This is a genomic window from Nocardioides silvaticus (assembly GCF_003160695.1).
Taxonomy (GTDB): domain Bacteria; phylum Actinomycetota; class Actinomycetes; order Propionibacteriales; family Nocardioidaceae; genus Nocardioides; species Nocardioides silvaticus.
The window spans coordinates 383444-397935 of record NZ_QGDD01000002.1 but is presented as its reverse complement, the minus strand read 5'-3'; the positions used below and the strand labels follow the sequence as shown (position 1 = coordinate 397935).

Annotated in this window: 16 protein-coding genes; 6 read left to right on the top strand and 10 right to left on the bottom strand. The window is 70.9% G+C overall.

What is annotated here, in order from left to right:
- Window positions 1-28: 28 nt before the first annotated feature.
- From arr to DJ010_RS06750, 3 genes are read right to left on the bottom strand one after another with little or no spacing between them, the layout of a single operon-like run.
- Window positions 29-439: an NAD(+)--rifampin ADP-ribosyltransferase gene (gene arr / locus DJ010_RS06760; RefSeq protein ID WP_109692858.1), complete on the bottom strand. Its 411-nt coding sequence runs from the start codon at window positions 437-439 to the stop codon at window positions 29-31.
- A 23-nt stretch (window positions 440-462) separates the two neighbouring features.
- Window positions 463-1719 (bottom strand): cytochrome P450, encoded by a 1257-nt coding sequence (locus tag DJ010_RS06755; protein ID WP_109692857.1) that lies wholly within the window; start codon window positions 1717-1719, stop codon window positions 463-465.
- 13 nt (window positions 1720-1732) lie between these two features.
- On the bottom strand, window positions 1733-2980 hold the full coding sequence (locus DJ010_RS06750) for a cytochrome P450 (RefSeq protein WP_245927298.1): 1248 nt from the start codon (window positions 2978-2980) through the stop codon (window positions 1733-1735).
- 169 nt (window positions 2981-3149) lie between these two features.
- Here DJ010_RS06750 and DJ010_RS06745 point away from each other — a divergent pair, with 169 nt between their 5' ends.
- Complete coding sequence (locus DJ010_RS06745; protein ID WP_109692855.1) at window positions 3150-4313, top strand: steroid 3-ketoacyl-CoA thiolase; 1164 nt, start codon at window positions 3150-3152, stop codon at window positions 4311-4313.
- On the opposite strand, the gene DJ010_RS06740 is transcribed toward DJ010_RS06745, so the two are convergent.
- Genes DJ010_RS06740 through DJ010_RS06730 form a run of 3 tightly spaced genes read right to left on the bottom strand, consistent with a single transcriptional unit; the run spans window position 4297 to window position 7111 of the window.
- Window positions 4297-5430 carry a hypothetical protein gene (locus tag DJ010_RS06740; protein ID WP_146207273.1) on the bottom strand — a complete coding sequence of 378 codons (1134 nt, stop codon included), beginning with the start codon at window positions 5428-5430 and terminating at the stop codon, window positions 4297-4299. The genes DJ010_RS06745 and DJ010_RS06740 overlap by 17 nt on opposite strands.
- A 38-nt stretch (window positions 5431-5468) precedes the next feature.
- Window positions 5469-6350 carry an SDR family oxidoreductase gene (locus DJ010_RS06735; RefSeq protein WP_109692853.1) on the bottom strand — a complete coding sequence of 294 codons (882 nt, stop codon included), beginning with the start codon at window positions 6348-6350 and terminating at the stop codon, window positions 5469-5471.
- Window positions 6347-7111, bottom strand: coding sequence for an SDR family oxidoreductase (locus DJ010_RS06730; protein WP_109692852.1), 765 nt, complete (start codon window positions 7109-7111; stop codon window positions 6347-6349). Before DJ010_RS06730 ends, DJ010_RS06735 begins: the two co-directional genes overlap by 4 nt.
- Before the next feature lie 40 nt (window positions 7112-7151).
- On the opposite strand from DJ010_RS06730, the gene DJ010_RS06725 reads away from it, so the two are divergent.
- From DJ010_RS06725 to DJ010_RS06710, 4 genes are read left to right on the top strand one after another with little or no spacing between them, the layout of a single operon-like run.
- The gene (locus DJ010_RS06725; protein WP_109692851.1) at window positions 7152-7913 is read left to right on the top strand and encodes an enoyl-CoA hydratase family protein; all 762 of its coding nucleotides are present in this window, start codon (window positions 7152-7154) and stop codon (window positions 7911-7913) included.
- Complete coding sequence (locus DJ010_RS06720) at window positions 7910-8791, top strand: CoA transferase subunit A (protein WP_245927296.1); 882 nt, start codon at window positions 7910-7912, stop codon at window positions 8789-8791. Before DJ010_RS06725 ends, DJ010_RS06720 begins: the two co-directional genes overlap by 4 nt.
- Window positions 8788-9600, top strand: a complete 813-nt coding sequence (locus tag DJ010_RS06715) for a CoA-transferase subunit beta (protein ID WP_109692850.1) — start codon at window positions 8788-8790, stop codon at window positions 9598-9600. The genes DJ010_RS06720 and DJ010_RS06715 overlap by 4 nt, the downstream gene beginning before the upstream one ends.
- Window positions 9597-10670 (top strand): NAD(P)H-dependent flavin oxidoreductase, encoded by a 1074-nt coding sequence (locus tag DJ010_RS06710; RefSeq protein WP_109692849.1) that lies wholly within the window; start codon window positions 9597-9599, stop codon window positions 10668-10670. The genes DJ010_RS06715 and DJ010_RS06710 overlap by 4 nt, the downstream gene beginning before the upstream one ends.
- Here the strand turns inward: DJ010_RS06710 and DJ010_RS06705 are convergent.
- The 3 genes from DJ010_RS06705 to DJ010_RS06695 all read right to left on the bottom strand — a co-directional run bounded on the left by DJ010_RS06705 (window position 10664) and on the right by DJ010_RS06695 (window position 13249).
- Window positions 10664-11041: a DsrE family protein gene (locus tag DJ010_RS06705; protein WP_109692848.1), complete on the bottom strand. Its 378-nt coding sequence runs from the start codon at window positions 11039-11041 to the stop codon at window positions 10664-10666. The genes DJ010_RS06710 and DJ010_RS06705 overlap by 7 nt on opposite strands.
- Window positions 11042-11169: 128 nt before the next feature.
- The gene (locus DJ010_RS06700; protein ID WP_211318678.1) at window positions 11170-12222 is read right to left on the bottom strand and encodes an alpha/beta fold hydrolase; all 1053 of its coding nucleotides are present in this window, start codon (window positions 12220-12222) and stop codon (window positions 11170-11172) included.
- Window positions 12223-12262: 40 nt separating this feature from the next.
- Window positions 12263-13249 (bottom strand): GNAT family N-acetyltransferase, encoded by a 987-nt coding sequence (locus tag DJ010_RS06695; RefSeq protein WP_158282956.1) that lies wholly within the window; start codon window positions 13247-13249, stop codon window positions 12263-12265.
- Window positions 13250-13327: 78 nt separating this feature from the next.
- Between DJ010_RS06695 and DJ010_RS06690 the strand changes: the two genes are divergently transcribed.
- The gene (locus tag DJ010_RS06690; protein WP_146207272.1) at window positions 13328-13681 is read left to right on the top strand and encodes a hypothetical protein; all 354 of its coding nucleotides are present in this window, start codon (window positions 13328-13330) and stop codon (window positions 13679-13681) included.
- On the opposite strand, the gene DJ010_RS06685 is transcribed toward DJ010_RS06690, so the two are convergent.
- Window positions 13668-14477 (bottom strand): hypothetical protein, encoded by an 810-nt coding sequence (locus DJ010_RS06685; protein ID WP_109692845.1) that lies wholly within the window; start codon window positions 14475-14477, stop codon window positions 13668-13670. The two genes, DJ010_RS06690 and DJ010_RS06685, sit on opposite strands and share 14 nt — an antisense overlap.
- Between the last annotated feature and the right edge of the window lie 15 nt (window positions 14478-14492).

Here is a 14492-nt window from a genome sequence, read left to right as displayed (position 1 = left end):
GTCCCTGCCCTGGCTCGAGCTCCGTCCGTCAGTTGATGATCTCGCCCCGCTCGTCGGCCCGCAGCGCGGCGATCCGGTCGCGCCAGGCCTGCAGCGCCTCGGGGGTGAGCCGGGTCCAGTCGGTGACCTCGCCGACCACACGGATCGGCTCGCGGCTGCGGTAGGACCTGGTCGGGTTGCCGGGGAACTTCTTGTCGGTGACGTTGGGGTCGTTCTCGAAGTCCCCGGTCGGCTCGACGACGTACACCCGGGGCTCGCCGTCACCCGCAGCCAGCTCCGCAGCGAGGCCGGCGCCGTCGACCAGGGCGGTGAAGTAGATGTGGTTCATCACCACCTCCGGCCGGTAGTTCGACCGGAAACCCGCAGTGAGCAGGTCGCCCACCTGCAGGTCCGCCTTGGTGCCGTGGAAGAACGGCCCCTCGTCCAGCACCTCGCTCACGCGGCCACCTTAGGCGGCCACGTTCAGGCGTAGGCGACCTGGAGCTCCTTGATGCCGTTGATCCAGCCGTGCCGCAGCCGGCGCGGCTCGGCGACCTTGGCGATGTCGGGGGCGAGATCGGCGAGGGCGTCGAAGATCATCTTGATCTCCTGGCGCGCCAGGTTGGCGCCGAGGCAGTAGTGCGCGCCGTGGCCGCCGAACCCGACATGCGGGTTGGGGTCCCGCGTGATGTCGAAGCGGAACGGGTCGTCGAAGACGTCCTCGTCGAAGTTCGCCGAGGCGTAGAACATCCCGACCCGCTGGCCGGCCGTGACCGGGACCCCGCCGACCTCGACGTCCGCGGTCGCCGTGCGCTGGAAGACGGTGACCGGGGTGGCCCAGCGGACCACCTCGTCGACCATCGTGACCGGTCGCTCGCGCTTCCAGAGCTCCCACTGGTCGGGGTTGTCGAGGAACGCGTTCATGCCGTGGCTGATCGCGTTGCGGGTGGTCTCGTTGCCGGCGACCGCGAGGATGATCACGAAGTAGCCGAACTCGTCGTCGGTCAGCCCGCGGCCGTTGCCGGAGGTGTCGCTCAGGTCGGCCTCCAGCAGCTTGGTGACGATGTCGTCGCGCGGCGCCGCCTTCCGCTCGGCGGCCATCCCCATGGCGTACATCAGCACCTCGGCCGCGGCCTGCTGGCCGTCGACCTCGCCGTAGTCCGGGTCCTCGTTGGCGAGCATCTGGTTGGACCAGTGGAACAGCTTCTTGCGATCCTCCTGCGGCACGCCGAGCAGGTCGGCGATCGCCTGCAGCGGCAGCTCGGCGGCCACCTCCTCGACGAAGTCGCCGGTGCCGCGCTCGACGGCCTCGGAGACGATCCGGCGGGCGCGGTCGCGCATGATCTGCTCGAGCTGCGCGATCGAGCGCGGGGTGAACGCCCGCGACACGATGTGGCGCATCATCGTGTGCTCGGGCGGGTCCTGGTTGAGGATCATCACCCGCTGCATCTCGACGTCCGCCCGGGTCATCCCCGCCGGGAACCGGATGATCGCGCCGTTCTCGGCCGAGGAGAAGTGCTTGCCGTCCTTCGACACCGCGGCCACGTCCGCGTGCTTGGTCACGGCCCAGTAGCCGGAGCCCGACTCGGGCGCGAAGCCGTCGTACGAGCCGGGCTGCTGCGCGATCCAGGAGACCGGCGCCGTACGGCGGAGCTCGCGGAACCGGTCGTGCGGGACCGCGGCCCAGTTGACGTCGGGCTCGGTGGGATCGAAGTCCCGGGTCTCCTGGTCCGCGGTCATCGCTGCACCCTAGCTACTTGTAGGAGACCTGCAGGTCCTTGATGCCGTGGATCCAGCCGTGGCGCAGGCGGCGCGGCTCGGCGAGCTTGGTGATGTCCGGCACGTGGTCGGCCAGCGCGTTGAACATGAAGTTGATCTCCTTGCGGGCCAGGTTGGCGCCGATGCAGTAGTGGGCGCCGTGGCCGCCGAAGGAGAGGTGCGGGTTGGGATCGCGCAGCACGTTGAAGGAGAACGGGTCCTCGAAGACGTCCTCGTCGAAGTTGCCGCTCGCGTAGAAGATGCCGACCCGCTCGCCCTTCTTCACCGAGGCGCCGCCGAGCTCGACGTCCTCCAGCGCGGTGCGCTGGAAGCAGAGCACCGGAGTCGCCCAGCGGATGATCTCGTCGACGGCGGTGTCGGGCCGCTCGCGCTTGTAGATCTCCCACTGCTCGGGGTGGTCGAAGAACGCGTTCATGCCGTGGGTGATCGCATTGCGCGTGGTCTCGTTGCCGGCGACGGCCAGCATGATCACGAAGTAGCCGAACTCGTCGTCGGTCAGGCCGCGACCGTCCTGGTCGGCGGTGATCAGCTTGGTGATGATGTCGTCGCGGGGTGACGCCTTCCGCTCCGCGGCCAGGCCCATCGCGTAGCCGAGGATCTCCGCGGCAGCCACGTCCGGCTCGCCATCGACCTCGGGGTCGTCGTAGGACATCATCTGGTTGGACCAGTGGAAGAGCTTGTGCCGGTCCTCCTGCGGCACGCCGATGAAGTCGGCGATCGCCTGGAGGGGGAGCTCGGCGGCGACCTCGTCGACGAAGTTGCCGGTGCCGCGCTCGGCGGCGTCCTTGACGATCTGTACGGCGCGCTGCTGCATGATGTCGTCGAGCGTGCCGATCGCGCGCGGGGTGAACCCGCGGCTGATGATGCGGCGGAAGACGCCGTGGTCGGGGTCGTCCTGGTTGATCAGCATGACCCGCTGCAGCTCGACCTGCTCGCGCTCCATGCCCTCGGCGAAGCGGATGATCGCGCCGTTCTCCATGTTGGAGAAGCGCTTGGCGTCCTTCGACACCGCCGACACGTCGGCGTGCTTGGTCACCGCCCAGTAGCCGGTGCCAGACTCGGGCGACATGCCGTCGCGGGAGCCCTGGGGCTGCTCCACCCACCGCACCGGCTCGCTCTGGCGGGCCGCCTTGAAGTGCTCGTGCGGGATACCGCCTGCCTCGATCAGGTCGGGTGAGGTGAAGTCGAAGTCGGTCGGCAGTGCGGGCTGGACAGCGGTCACGTCGGTGGAACCTTTCGGTGGCTCGGGCAGCATGGGGCGAGACCCGGGTGTAACACGTTCTACCGGGAGACTACAGAGCGTCGGTCAAATACGAAAGAGTTTCGTATCGGCGTTTCCACGGTCGGTCGGCACAACGAGAACGTGTTCTAGTTTCCGCTATGATGCCCTCATGGGCAACCCCGTGATCATCGACGCCGTCCGCACTCCCCTCGGCAAGCGGAAGGGCTGGCTGGCCGGTCTCCACCCGGGTCAGACGCTCGGTTTCGTGCAGGAGGAGGTGCTCCGGCGCGCAGGGGTCGACCCTGATCTCGTCGAGCAGGTCGTCGGCGGCTGCGTGACGCAGGCCGGCGAGCAGTCCAACGACATGGTGCGGCGCTCGTGGCTCTACCAGGGCCTCCCGCAGCACACCGGCGGCACGATCATCGACGCCCAGTGCGGCTCGGGCCAGCAGGCAGCCCACCTCGTCAACGACATGGTCGCGGCCGGCAGCATCGACGTCGGCATCGCCTGCGGCGTCGAGATGATGTCCCGCATCCCGCTCGGCGGCAACGTGCCGCCGGGGCTCGGCGACCCGCGGCCGGACGACTGGTCGATTGACATGCCCAACCAGTTCGAGGGTGCCGACCGGATCGCCAAGAACCGCGGCATCACGCGTGCGGACCTCGAGGCCTTCGGCCTCGCCTCTCAGCAGAAGGCACGGGTCGCCGTCGACGAGGGACGGTTCAAGCGGGAGATCGCGCCGATCGAGGCGCCGGTGCTCGACGAGGAGGGCAAGCCGACCGGCGAGACCCGACTGGTCGACACCGACCAAGGCCTGCGCGACACCACGCTGGAGGGCCTGGCCGGCCTGAAGTCGGTGCTCCCCGACGGCCTGCACACCGCCGGCACGTCGTCCCAGATCTCCGACGGCGCCGCCGCCGTGCTCATCATGGACGAGGACCGCGCCCGCGAGCTCGGCCTGAAGCCGCGCGCACGCATCACGTACCACTGCCTGGTCGGCTCCGACCCCTACTACCACCTCGACGGCCCGGTCGACGCGACCAACCGGGTGCTCGCCAAGACCGGGATGTCGATCAGCGACTTCGACCTGTTCGAGGTCAACGAGGCCTTCGCGTCCGTGGTCCTGTCCTGGGCCGGCGTCCACGGTGTCGACATGACGAAGGTCAACGTCAACGGCGGCGCCATCGCCCTCGGCCACCCCGTCGGCGCCACCGGTGTCCGCCTCATCACCACCGCCCTGCACGAGCTCGAGCGGCGCGACCAGACGACCGCGCTGATCTCGATGTGCGCCGGGGGTGCGATGGCCACCGGCACGGTCATCGAGCGGATCTGAGCCGTAGGACTCCCCAGTGGGCGAAGGTGCCCACGACGTTCGCCTCGCCCAGAGGTACGACGGCGAGGTCGTCGGTCAGCTCGCGGGTGGGATCGGCGCCGGAGCCTCGGTGGAAGAGCCGGAGCAAGCGTCCGGTCCAGGTGTCGTAGGCGAAGGGGCTGATCAGGACCCAGCGGTCGCCGACCGAGGCGTACTCGTAGCTGAGGCGGAGGTCGGCGACCGGGCGCGCTCGGCGGTCGAGCACGACCTGGCGTCCGTAGTCCAACCCGCAGACCGCAACCACCAGAGCGTCCGAGGCGACGAGTCCGGTGACGCCGCACTTGCCGTCGACGGCGTGCTCGTGCTCGGCCCCGCTCGACAGGTCGCGGACGTGCACCTTGTCGTCGTACCGGTCGTCGGTCCACGCCAGCAGGTCGCCGTGGACGGCGAAGTCGACGGCAGCCAGCTCGCGACGTGGACGCTCGTCGCCGGGTGCGTACGACCACAACACCGCATCCCGCGGCGAGAAGCACTCGCCGTCGCCGCAGGTCTGCTTGCCCGTCTGGAACCAGAGCCGCCCGTCCGCGTCCGGCTGCGGGTAGGAGAGGACCTTGGCCCGGGCCGACAGCGGAGGCGCCGGCATGTCGAACTCCTCGTGGTCTCCGGTGGCGAGGTCGAGGACCATGCTTCGCCTGGTCGAGGCCCCCTGCTCCCGCACGTCCCAGCTGACGAGGAGCCGGGCGTCCTCGAGGACCGTCACCAACGGGTAGGCCTCCGGTTCGTCACGCCACGGTGCGGGCAGCTGCTCCCGATCGCCGGATGCCGCATCAACGAGCTCGAGCACGAAGACGGCGCCGTCGTAGGAGTCGTGGTCCTCGCTGGCGAGCGCGACCAACCGACCATCGGGGAGCACGGCCACGGTGCTCTGGCCTTCCGACGGCGTGAGCTCGTGGACGAGGTCGTAGTCCTCCCCCTCGACGGCATCGACCGCGTCCCGCGGACGGACCACGCCGTACGGCGGCGGCGACGCCGAGCCCCGGTCGGCATCGCTGCTCGGGTCGTCCCCGCCGCAGGCGACCAGCATCGGACCGACCCCGGCGACCAGGACGCCCATCAGGGCGACGGCTCCCCTGCGCACATCTCGATCATGAACGACGACCGGTGGCGCGCCGAGCCTCACGCGCCGTAGACCGGCTCCGGGGTCGGCGCGTCGGCCAGCAGCTTGCGCAGCGACGGGCCGACCTCGGCCGCATCCCAGCGCCCGTCCGCGCTCACGGAGGGGCCGTGGGCCCAGCCGTTCTCGACGGTCAGCTTGGAGCCGTCGATCTCGATGACCCGGCCGGTGACGTCGCCGGACTCCTCGGAGGCGAGCCAGGCGACGATCGGCGAGTTGTCCTCGGGGAGCGCCATGGCGCTGGTGTCGAAGGCGCCTTCGGTCATCCGGGTCTTGGCGACCGGGGCGATCGCGTTGACGGTGACGCCGTAGCGGCCCATCTCCTGCGCCGCCACCAGCGTCAGCCCGGCGATGCCGGCCTTGGCGGCGGAGTACGTCGCCTGGCCGACCGAGCCCTGCAGGCCGGCGCCGGACGAGGTGTTGATGACGCGGGCGACCCGCTGGCGGCCCTCCTTGGACTCGGCCCGCCAGTAGGCGCCGGCGTGGCGCAGCGGGGCGAAGTGACCCTTGAGGTGCACCCGGATGACGGCGTCCCATTCCTCCTCGGAGGTGTTGACGAGCATCCGGTCACGCACGAAGCCCGCGTTGTTGACGAGGATGTCGAGGCCGCCGAAGGTGTCGATCGCCTGGCGCACCATCGCCTCGGCCGCCGCGAAGTCGGCGACGTCGGCGCCGTTGACCACGGCCTCCCCACCCATCGCCTCGATCTCCGCGACGACCTCGTGCGCGGGCGAGTCGCCGGTGTCCTCGCCGGCCAGCGAGACGCCGTAGTCGTTGACGACCACCTTGGCGCCGTGCCGGGCCAGCTCCAGGGCGTGCGCGCGGCCGATGCCGCGTCCGGCGCCGGTCACGATGGCGACCCGACCCTCCAACAGCTTGCTCACTTGCTCTCCTTCTGGGCGATGTAGAGGAAGACCGGCTGCTCGCCGCCACCGTGGCAGGCGACGGTCGCGCCGGAGACGTACGACGCCAGGTCGCTGGCCAGGAACGCCACCACCCGGCCGATCTCGGGCAGGTCGGCCATCCGGCCGAGCGGGATGGTGCGCTCGATCTCGGCGACGGTGTCGTCGCCGCCGTAGTGGTCGGCGCTGTCGGGCGTGCGCACCAGGCCCACGTCGACGGCGTTCACCCGCACCCGCGGACCCCACTCCTGCGCCAGGGAGGTGGTCAGCGCGTCGACACCGGCCTTCGCGGCGCCGTAGGCCGCGGTCCCGGGCGAGGGCCGGTCGGCCGACACCGAGGAGATGTTGACGATCGCGCCGCCGCCGTCCTGGGCCTGCATCACCCGGTTGGCGGCCTGGCTGACCACGAGCGGTGCCATCAGGTTGAGGCCGACGACCTTGTCGTGGAAGCGCGGCGAGGCCGTCGCCGCCTCGGCGTACGGCGCCCCGCCGGCGTTGTTGACGACCAGGTCGAGCCGGCCGTGCTCGGCCACGATCGCGTCAACCAGCGCCGCCACCGACTCGGGCTCGCGCACGTCGCAGAGCCGGTGCGTCGCACCCGCCGGCGGCTCGGCCTCGGACCGACCGCAGGTGACGACGGTGGCACCCGCCTCGAGCAGCACCTCGGTGATGCCACGGCCGATGCCGCGGGCGCCACCGGTGACCAGCGCGACCCGGCCGCCGAGGTCGATCGAGAGTGCCATGCCCACACCCTACCAAGCATTTGCTTGGTATGGTTCGGCCATGACGATCACCAGCGAGCTGCGCGACGACGGGATCCGCGTCGTCACCATGACCGCTCCCCCGGTCAACGCCCTCACCGTCCAGGGTTGGTTCGACGTCGCAGCCGCGCTCGACGCGGCGGACGCCGACAAGGCGACCAAGGTCGTCGTGCTCCGCGCGGAGGGCAAGGGCTTCAACGCCGGCGTCGACATCAAGGAGATGCAGAACACGACCGGTTTCGACGCCCTGCTCGGCGCCAACCGCGGCTGCTACGCGGCGTTCAAGGCCGTCTACGAGTGCGCCGTCCCTGTCGTCGCGGCGGTCAACGGGTTCTGCGTCGGCGGCGGGGTGGGCCTGGTCGGCAACGCCGACTGCATCGTCGCCAGCGACGACGCCTACTTCGGCGTCCCCGAGGTCAACCAGGGTGCGCTCGGCGCCGCGACCCACATGGCCCGGCTGGTCCCGCAGCACATGATGCGGACCCTCTACTTCACCGCACGCACGATCAAGGCCGCCGACCTCGTGCAGTTCGGCTCCGTGCTCGAGGTGGTCCCCCGTGACCAGCTCGACGACGCGGCGCTGAAGGTCGCCGGGGAGATCGCCGCCAAGGACGGCCGGGTGATCCGCGCCGCCAAGGCCGCGCTCAACGGCATCGACCCGATCGACGTCAACAAGAGCTACCGGTTCGAGCAGGGCTTCACCTACGAGCTCAACCTGATGGGCGTCAGCGACGAGCTGCGCGACGAGTTCGCCGGGACGGCGAAGAGCAAGGAGACCACGTGACCCGCAAGCCACGCGACAAGCGGATGTCGATCGAGGAGGTCGTCGGCTCGCTCGAGAGCGGGATGACGATCGGGATCGGCGGGTGGGGGCCGCGCCGCAAGCCGATGGCGCTGGTCCGGGCGCTCTACAACAGCGACCTGACCGACCTCACGATCGTCAGCTGGGGCGGCGCCGACGTCGGCCTGCTCTCCCGGGCGGGCAAGATCCGCAAGCTGGTCTACGCGTTCGTCTCCCTCGACTCGATCCCGCTCGAGCCCAACTTCCAGCGCGCTCGCCAGACCAAGGCGATCCCCGAGGTCGTCGAGCTCGACGAGGGCATGTTCCAGACCGGGCTCCGCGCCGCCGCTCAGCGGCTCCCGTTCCTGCCGATGCGTGCCGGCCTCGGGTCGGACGTGATGGTCAACAACCCCTGGCTGCGCACCGTCACCAGTCCCTACGGCGACGCCGAGGAGCTCGTCGCCGTACCCGCCCTCGAGCTCGACGTCGCGCTGGTCCACCTCAACCGGGCCGACGAGCACGGCAACGCCAGCTACCTCGGGCCGGACCCCTACTTCGACGACCTCTTCTGCATGGCGGCGAAGCAGGCCTACGTCAGCGTCGAGCAGGTCGTCGACACGGCCGGCCTGACGGTCGACTCCCCCGTCCAGCGGCTGCTGCTGAGCCGGATGATGGTCGACGGCGTCGTCGAGACCCCCAACGGGGCGCACTTCACGACCTGCACGCCCGACTACGAGCGGGACGAGAGGTTCCAGAAGGCGTACGCCGCCGCGGCCGGCGGGTCCGAGGAGGACTGGCAGGCCTTCCACGACCGGTTCCTCGCGGGTGACGAGGCGTCGTACCAGGAAGCCGTCCGCGCGTTCCAGGAGGAGCAGGCATGACCGAGGTCTCGACAGGCTCGACCACCGGGGTGACCCGTGCGGACGTCTGCGCCGCGGCGATCGCGGACGCGTTCAAGGACGACGGCGAGATCTTCGCCAGCCCGATGGGCATGCTGCCGATGCTCGGCGTGCGCCTCGCCAAGCTCACGTCCAACCCCGACCTGGTGATCAGCGACGGCGAGTCCCTGTTCCTCGCCGGGGTGCCCCCGCTGTTCGCGAAGGGCGACGTAGTGGAGGGGTGGATCCCGTTCCGCAAGGTGTTCGACGTCGTCGCCTACGGCAAGCGCCACGTGATGATGGGCGCCACCCAGGTCGACCGCCACGGCAACCAAAACATCTCCGCAATCGGCGACTTCGCCCAGCCCAAGCGCCAGCTGCTCGGCTCCCGCGGCGCCCCCGGCAACACCGTCAACAACCGCACCTCCTACTGGGTGCCGCGGCACTCGACCCGGGTCTTCGTCGAGCAGGTCGACATCGTCTCCGGCGTCGGTCCGCAGCGCGCGAAGGCCGCCGGGCCGGCGGCCGCGCGGTTCAACGACATCCACCGCATCGTCAGCAACCTCGGCGTGCTCGACGTGGGCGGGCCGGACGACACGGTACGGCTGCTCAGCGTGCACCCGGGCGTCACGGTCGAGGAGGTCGTGGAGCAGACCGGGTTCGAGCTCGACGTGCCCGCCGAGGTCCCGACGACCCGCGAGCCCACCAGCGAGGAGACGGTCCTGATCCGGGAGATGCTCGACCCCAAGGGGCTGCGGTTCAAGGAGGTTCCGCAGGAGGGCCTTCGACAGGCACAGGAACCGACGCGATGATCGAGCAGCTGATCCGGACCCCGCTGACCGACCTGGTCGGCGTCCGCCACCCGGTCGTCCAGACCGGGATGGGCTGGGTCTCCGGGCCCCGCTTGGTGTCGGCGACGGCCAACGCCGGCGGCCTCGGCATCCTCGCCTCGGCGACGATGACGTTCGAGGAGCTGGAGAAGGCGATCCTCGAGGTGAAGGGCCGCACCGACCAGCCGTTCGGGGTCAACCTGCGCGCCGACGCCGGCGACGCCCCCGCGCGGTGCGACCTGCTCATCGAGCACGGCGTGAAGGTCGCCTCGTTCGCGCTGGCGCCCAAGCCGGAGCTGATCGCGAAGCTCAAGGAGCACGACGTGGTGGTCATGCCGTCGATCGGCGCGGCCAAGCACGCCAAGAAGGTGGCGGGCTGGGGTGCCGACGCGGTGATGGTGCAGGGCGGCGAGGGCGGCGGCCACACCGGACCGGTGCCCACCACGCTGCTGCTGCCGACCGTGCTCGACGCGGTCGACATTCCGGTGGTCGCGGCCGGCGGCTTCTTCGACGGACGCGGGCTGGCCGCGGCGCTGTCGTACGGCGCCACCGGGGTCGGCATGGGCACCCGGTTCCTGCTGACGTCCGACTCGGCCGTCCCCGACGCGGTGAAGCAGCTCTACCTCGAGCGCGGGCTCACCGACACCGTCGTCACCGCCAAGGTCGACGGCATGCCGCACCGGATGCTGCGCACCGCGCTCGTCGAGGAGCTCGAGGGGACCAGCGCCGTCAAGCGGCTCGGACCGACGATGCGCCGCACCCTGGAGTTCAAGCGCGACTCCGGGATGAGCTGGTGGGAGCTGGCGAAGGACGGCCGCGCGATGAAGAAGCAGCAGGGCCGCACCCTCGGGCAGATGGCGCTCGCGGCGAACACGCCGACGATGCTCAAGGCGGGGCTGGTCGAGGGCGACACCTCGGCGGGCGTGCTCGCCAGCGGCCAGGTGGTGGGGGTGATCGACGACCTGCCCTCGTGCGAGGAGCTGGTCGACCGGATCGTCACCCGGGCCGCCGACGAGCTGCGCCGCGCCTCGTCGTGCGTGGTGGCTCAGTAGCTGAACGCGGTCGCGCCCTCGTCGCCGCTGTCGCCTCCGATCCAGTTCCACATCGGGATCGTGCCGCCGAGCTCGGCGCCCTTGATGAGGTTCTCCTGGTCGAGTGCCCGGGCGTTGAAGCACAGCGGGCAGACCAGGAAGCTGCCGCCGGCGGCGACGTAGCGCTCAATGAGCTCGGGGAGCGGCGGGCACCCGTCGCACGCCGTACCGACGGCGACGCCGGGCACCGCGAGGCGCACGGCCTCCTTGGTGAGGAACATCAGGGTCGGTCGGCCCTGCTCGGCGGCGCCGACCGCGACCAGGAACGCGACGGTGACCTTCTCGGGGTCCTCGAGACCGGTGGTGAGGCTGACAACTGCCTTGTTGGACATCTGGGTCTTCCCTTCGTGTTGGTGAGGTGACACGAAGGTAGGAATCGGGAGGGGTCGCGCTCTTCCGCGCCGACGCGTAGCTTCTCGCCGTCCGCGGAGGGCCGGTTGGCGGTCGACGCGTACGCGTGTCAGGCCAGGACGCGGGCGACGGCCGCGGCACGCGCGGTCCGTCCGGACAGCCCGAGCTTGAGGTAGACGTTCTGGAAGTGCCGCTCGACGGTGCGCACGCTGAGGGTGAGCCGGTCCGCGATGGCCGTGTTGTCCAGGCCCTCCGCCGCGAGCAGCAGGATCTCCCGTTCGCGACCGGACAGGTGGTCGATCGGCACGGCGACCCGTTCCGGCTCGAGGAAGTCGGCCACCTCGCGGCGGAACACGTCCCAGGCGGGCTCGTCCGACAGCAGGATGTGGTTGCGGGAGCGCAGCATCACCAGCCGGGCGTCGGGAATCGAGGCGGCCAGCTGGACGCCGCTCTCGGGAACGACCCGGTCGTCGTCGGCGTGCAGCACGAGGGTGGGTACGGCGATCTCGGGCAGCAGGCGCGTCACGTCGGTCCGGTGTCGGGCCTCCCTGCTGCACACCGCGATGTCGGCGTTGGTCGAGGTGCGCTGGAGCTCGTCCATCCACTGCATCTGCTGCTCGGTCGCGTCGGGGATGAACATGTTGGTGAACACCCGTCGGAACAACGGGTCGGGTCGCGCCCAGCCGGCGCGGATCATCGCCAGGAAGGCGGTCTCCTCCTCCGACTCCTCCGCGGTCGGACCACCGGCCGCCATCGCGCCGTAGAGCACCAGGCGGTTCACCCGCTCCGGGTGCCGGTGGGCGTAGGCGAGCGCGACCGGCGCCCCGCCGGACATCCCGAGCACGGAGAAGCGGCTCAGCCCCGCGGCCTCGACGAGCGTCTCGAGGTCGGCGAGCCGGCGCTCGAGGGAGAGGTCGTCGGACGACCAGTCCGAGAGCCCGAACCCGCGCTCGTCGTACCGCACCACGGTGGCGATGTCCCCGAGGTCGTCGAGGAAGTGCCGCCACACCGGGCTCTGCCAGTCGTGCTGGAGGTGGCTGAGCCAGCAAGAGACGATGAGCAGCGGCGGTCCGGACCCGTGCCGGGCCCACGCCAGCCGCACCCCGTCGTCGGCGCGGCAGAAGCGCACCTCCTGGTTCACGCTCGGCCGGACGTCGGACACGCGAGCAGGCTACTTCTCCGGTAGCTCCTGCGGCGCCAACTCAGAGCGACTTCTGGAACGCGAGCTCGCGACCCATCACCCGGTAGCCGAGGAGCTCGTTGACGCCGATCATGTGGTCGTTGGACTCCGCGTTGAACGTGTCGATCTCCTCCAGCTGCGGCTCGTCCTCCGCCAGCCAGATCAGCATCTCCGCCTTGAGCAGCAGACCGAGCCGGTGCCCGCGGTGGGAGCCGACGACCGACGTGTCGTGCTGGTCGCCCACGGTCGGGTTGTTGGAGTCGACGACGACCACGGTCTGGCCGGCCAGCTGGCCCGACGGGACGTGCCGGGCGACGACCCGGTAGGCCCGCTCCTGGCGGAAGGCGATGGCGTCCTCGTAGGCCTTCATCCGCTCGGCGGTGAACACCTCGTCCTCGATGTCGAGGTCGTCGGTGGGCGCGTCGTTGATGGCCGAGGCCATCTCGGCGAGATCGGCGAGCTCCTCCCCCGGCGTCGGGAGCGTACGACGCTCCAGCACGTAGTCGGTCGCGTGCGCGAGCGCCTCGTCGTACCGCCTCTGCAGCTCCGCGCGGTCGACGTCGGCGAGGTACTGCCGCCGGTTGATCGCCTGGTGCGCCTTCTCGTAGCCGTGCCGGGCGGCGAACCCGACCACCGCGTCGGACTCCCATCCGCCCATGCCGACGGTCGTGCGACCGAGCCGGCGGGCCTCGTCCTCGAGGAAGGCGAGGACCGAGCTGCCGTGACCCTGGCGGCGGTGGTCGGGGTGGACGGCGAGGCCGAGCCAGGCGAGGTGGAGGTTGTCGTACTCGCTGGTCGAGATGTTCCCGCTGGCGACGACCCTGCCGTCGACGCGAGCGAGGAACGGCACCGCGGGCTCACCGTCCCAGCCGTGCCGGAACCTGGCCTCTGAGCGGAGCACCGTCTGCTCGTGCTCCCACGGAGCGTCGACCTTGTTGGCGGCGTTGTGGAGGTCGGTCCACTCCTTCACGGCGGCCACGTCGTCGGGGCCGAACCTGGTGATGTCCATGACACGCAAGCATTCATCGTCCCCGGCCGCTTCGCCACGCATTTCCGGGAGCCGAGGCCGGCTCGATACCCTGGGACCGTGAGCCAGCAGTCGTCGCCTCCTCGTCGTCGACACCTGATGGACCCCAGCGCCCCGCGCAAAGCCGCGGACCCGAAGGACCTCGAGCGGCTCCACACAGTGCAGCGGCGGGTGGTCTCGGCGCTGATCATCACCACGCTGATCCACCTCACCGTCGGGCTGATCCTGGCCGCCGACGCCGTCAGCGACGACCGGCTCGACGCCCAGCTCGCGCTGATCCTGCTGGGGGCGGCGTTCCACGTCCTCGGCATCGCCGCCGTGCGGGCGATCAACCGGACCTCGCTGATGACCTGGTGGATGCTGACCGGGCTGATCCCGGTCGCCGCCGGCGTGTGGTGGGTCATCCTGCGCTGAGCACGACCCGCTCGCGCACCGCCCGGTAGCCGAGGGCCGCGAGCCGGTCCACGCTCTCGCGGTCGTCGCGTGCCGCGAGCACCAGCACGTCACCGGCCACCGCCGCCGCTCCGGCCGTCGCCGCGGCGAGCACCGCGGTCTCGAGCCGCGGGTCACCGGACGGCGCGAAGACGGCCCCGACCCGCGTCATGCCGGACAGCACCCGGGTCCGACCCGCCACCGCGACCGGCTCGCCGTCGACCTCCCACAAGGTGATCCGACCATCGGCCAGCGGGTCGTCGACGACGTACGCGCGGTCGCTCGGGTCGCCCGGGTTGGCCGCCATCAGCCGGTCGAACCAGTCGTCGAGCAGGGCGTGGTCCTGCGGCCCCGCCACCCGCGCGGCACCCGGGACCGGCACGGTCGGCGGCGGCACGTCGAGGCGGTGGATCACCAGCCGGTGCCGTGGGACGAGCGGGATCCCGACCCGCTCCGACGCCGCCAGGACCGCGTCGACCATGGTCACGTCACAACCGACGCCGGCACCGAACGGCAGCACCTCCACCAGCTCCCCCACCGCTGCCTCAGGAAGCGGGGTCAGGATCGGCAGGTGCCGCGGCGCACGGAGGAACGCCCCCGCGACCCGGCCGGTGTCGTCGGTCCACCAGCCGTAGGACTGGTCGGCACCGGGCTGCGGGCGCCGGCGCAGGTAGTCGGCCTCGGTGAGCAGCGGAGCGTGCTCAACCGGGCGGGACGAGAGGAACGCGCCGGCGGCCACCACGAACTCACCGATGTCGACGGTGGACGACCAGGGCATGCCTGATCCTCCCAG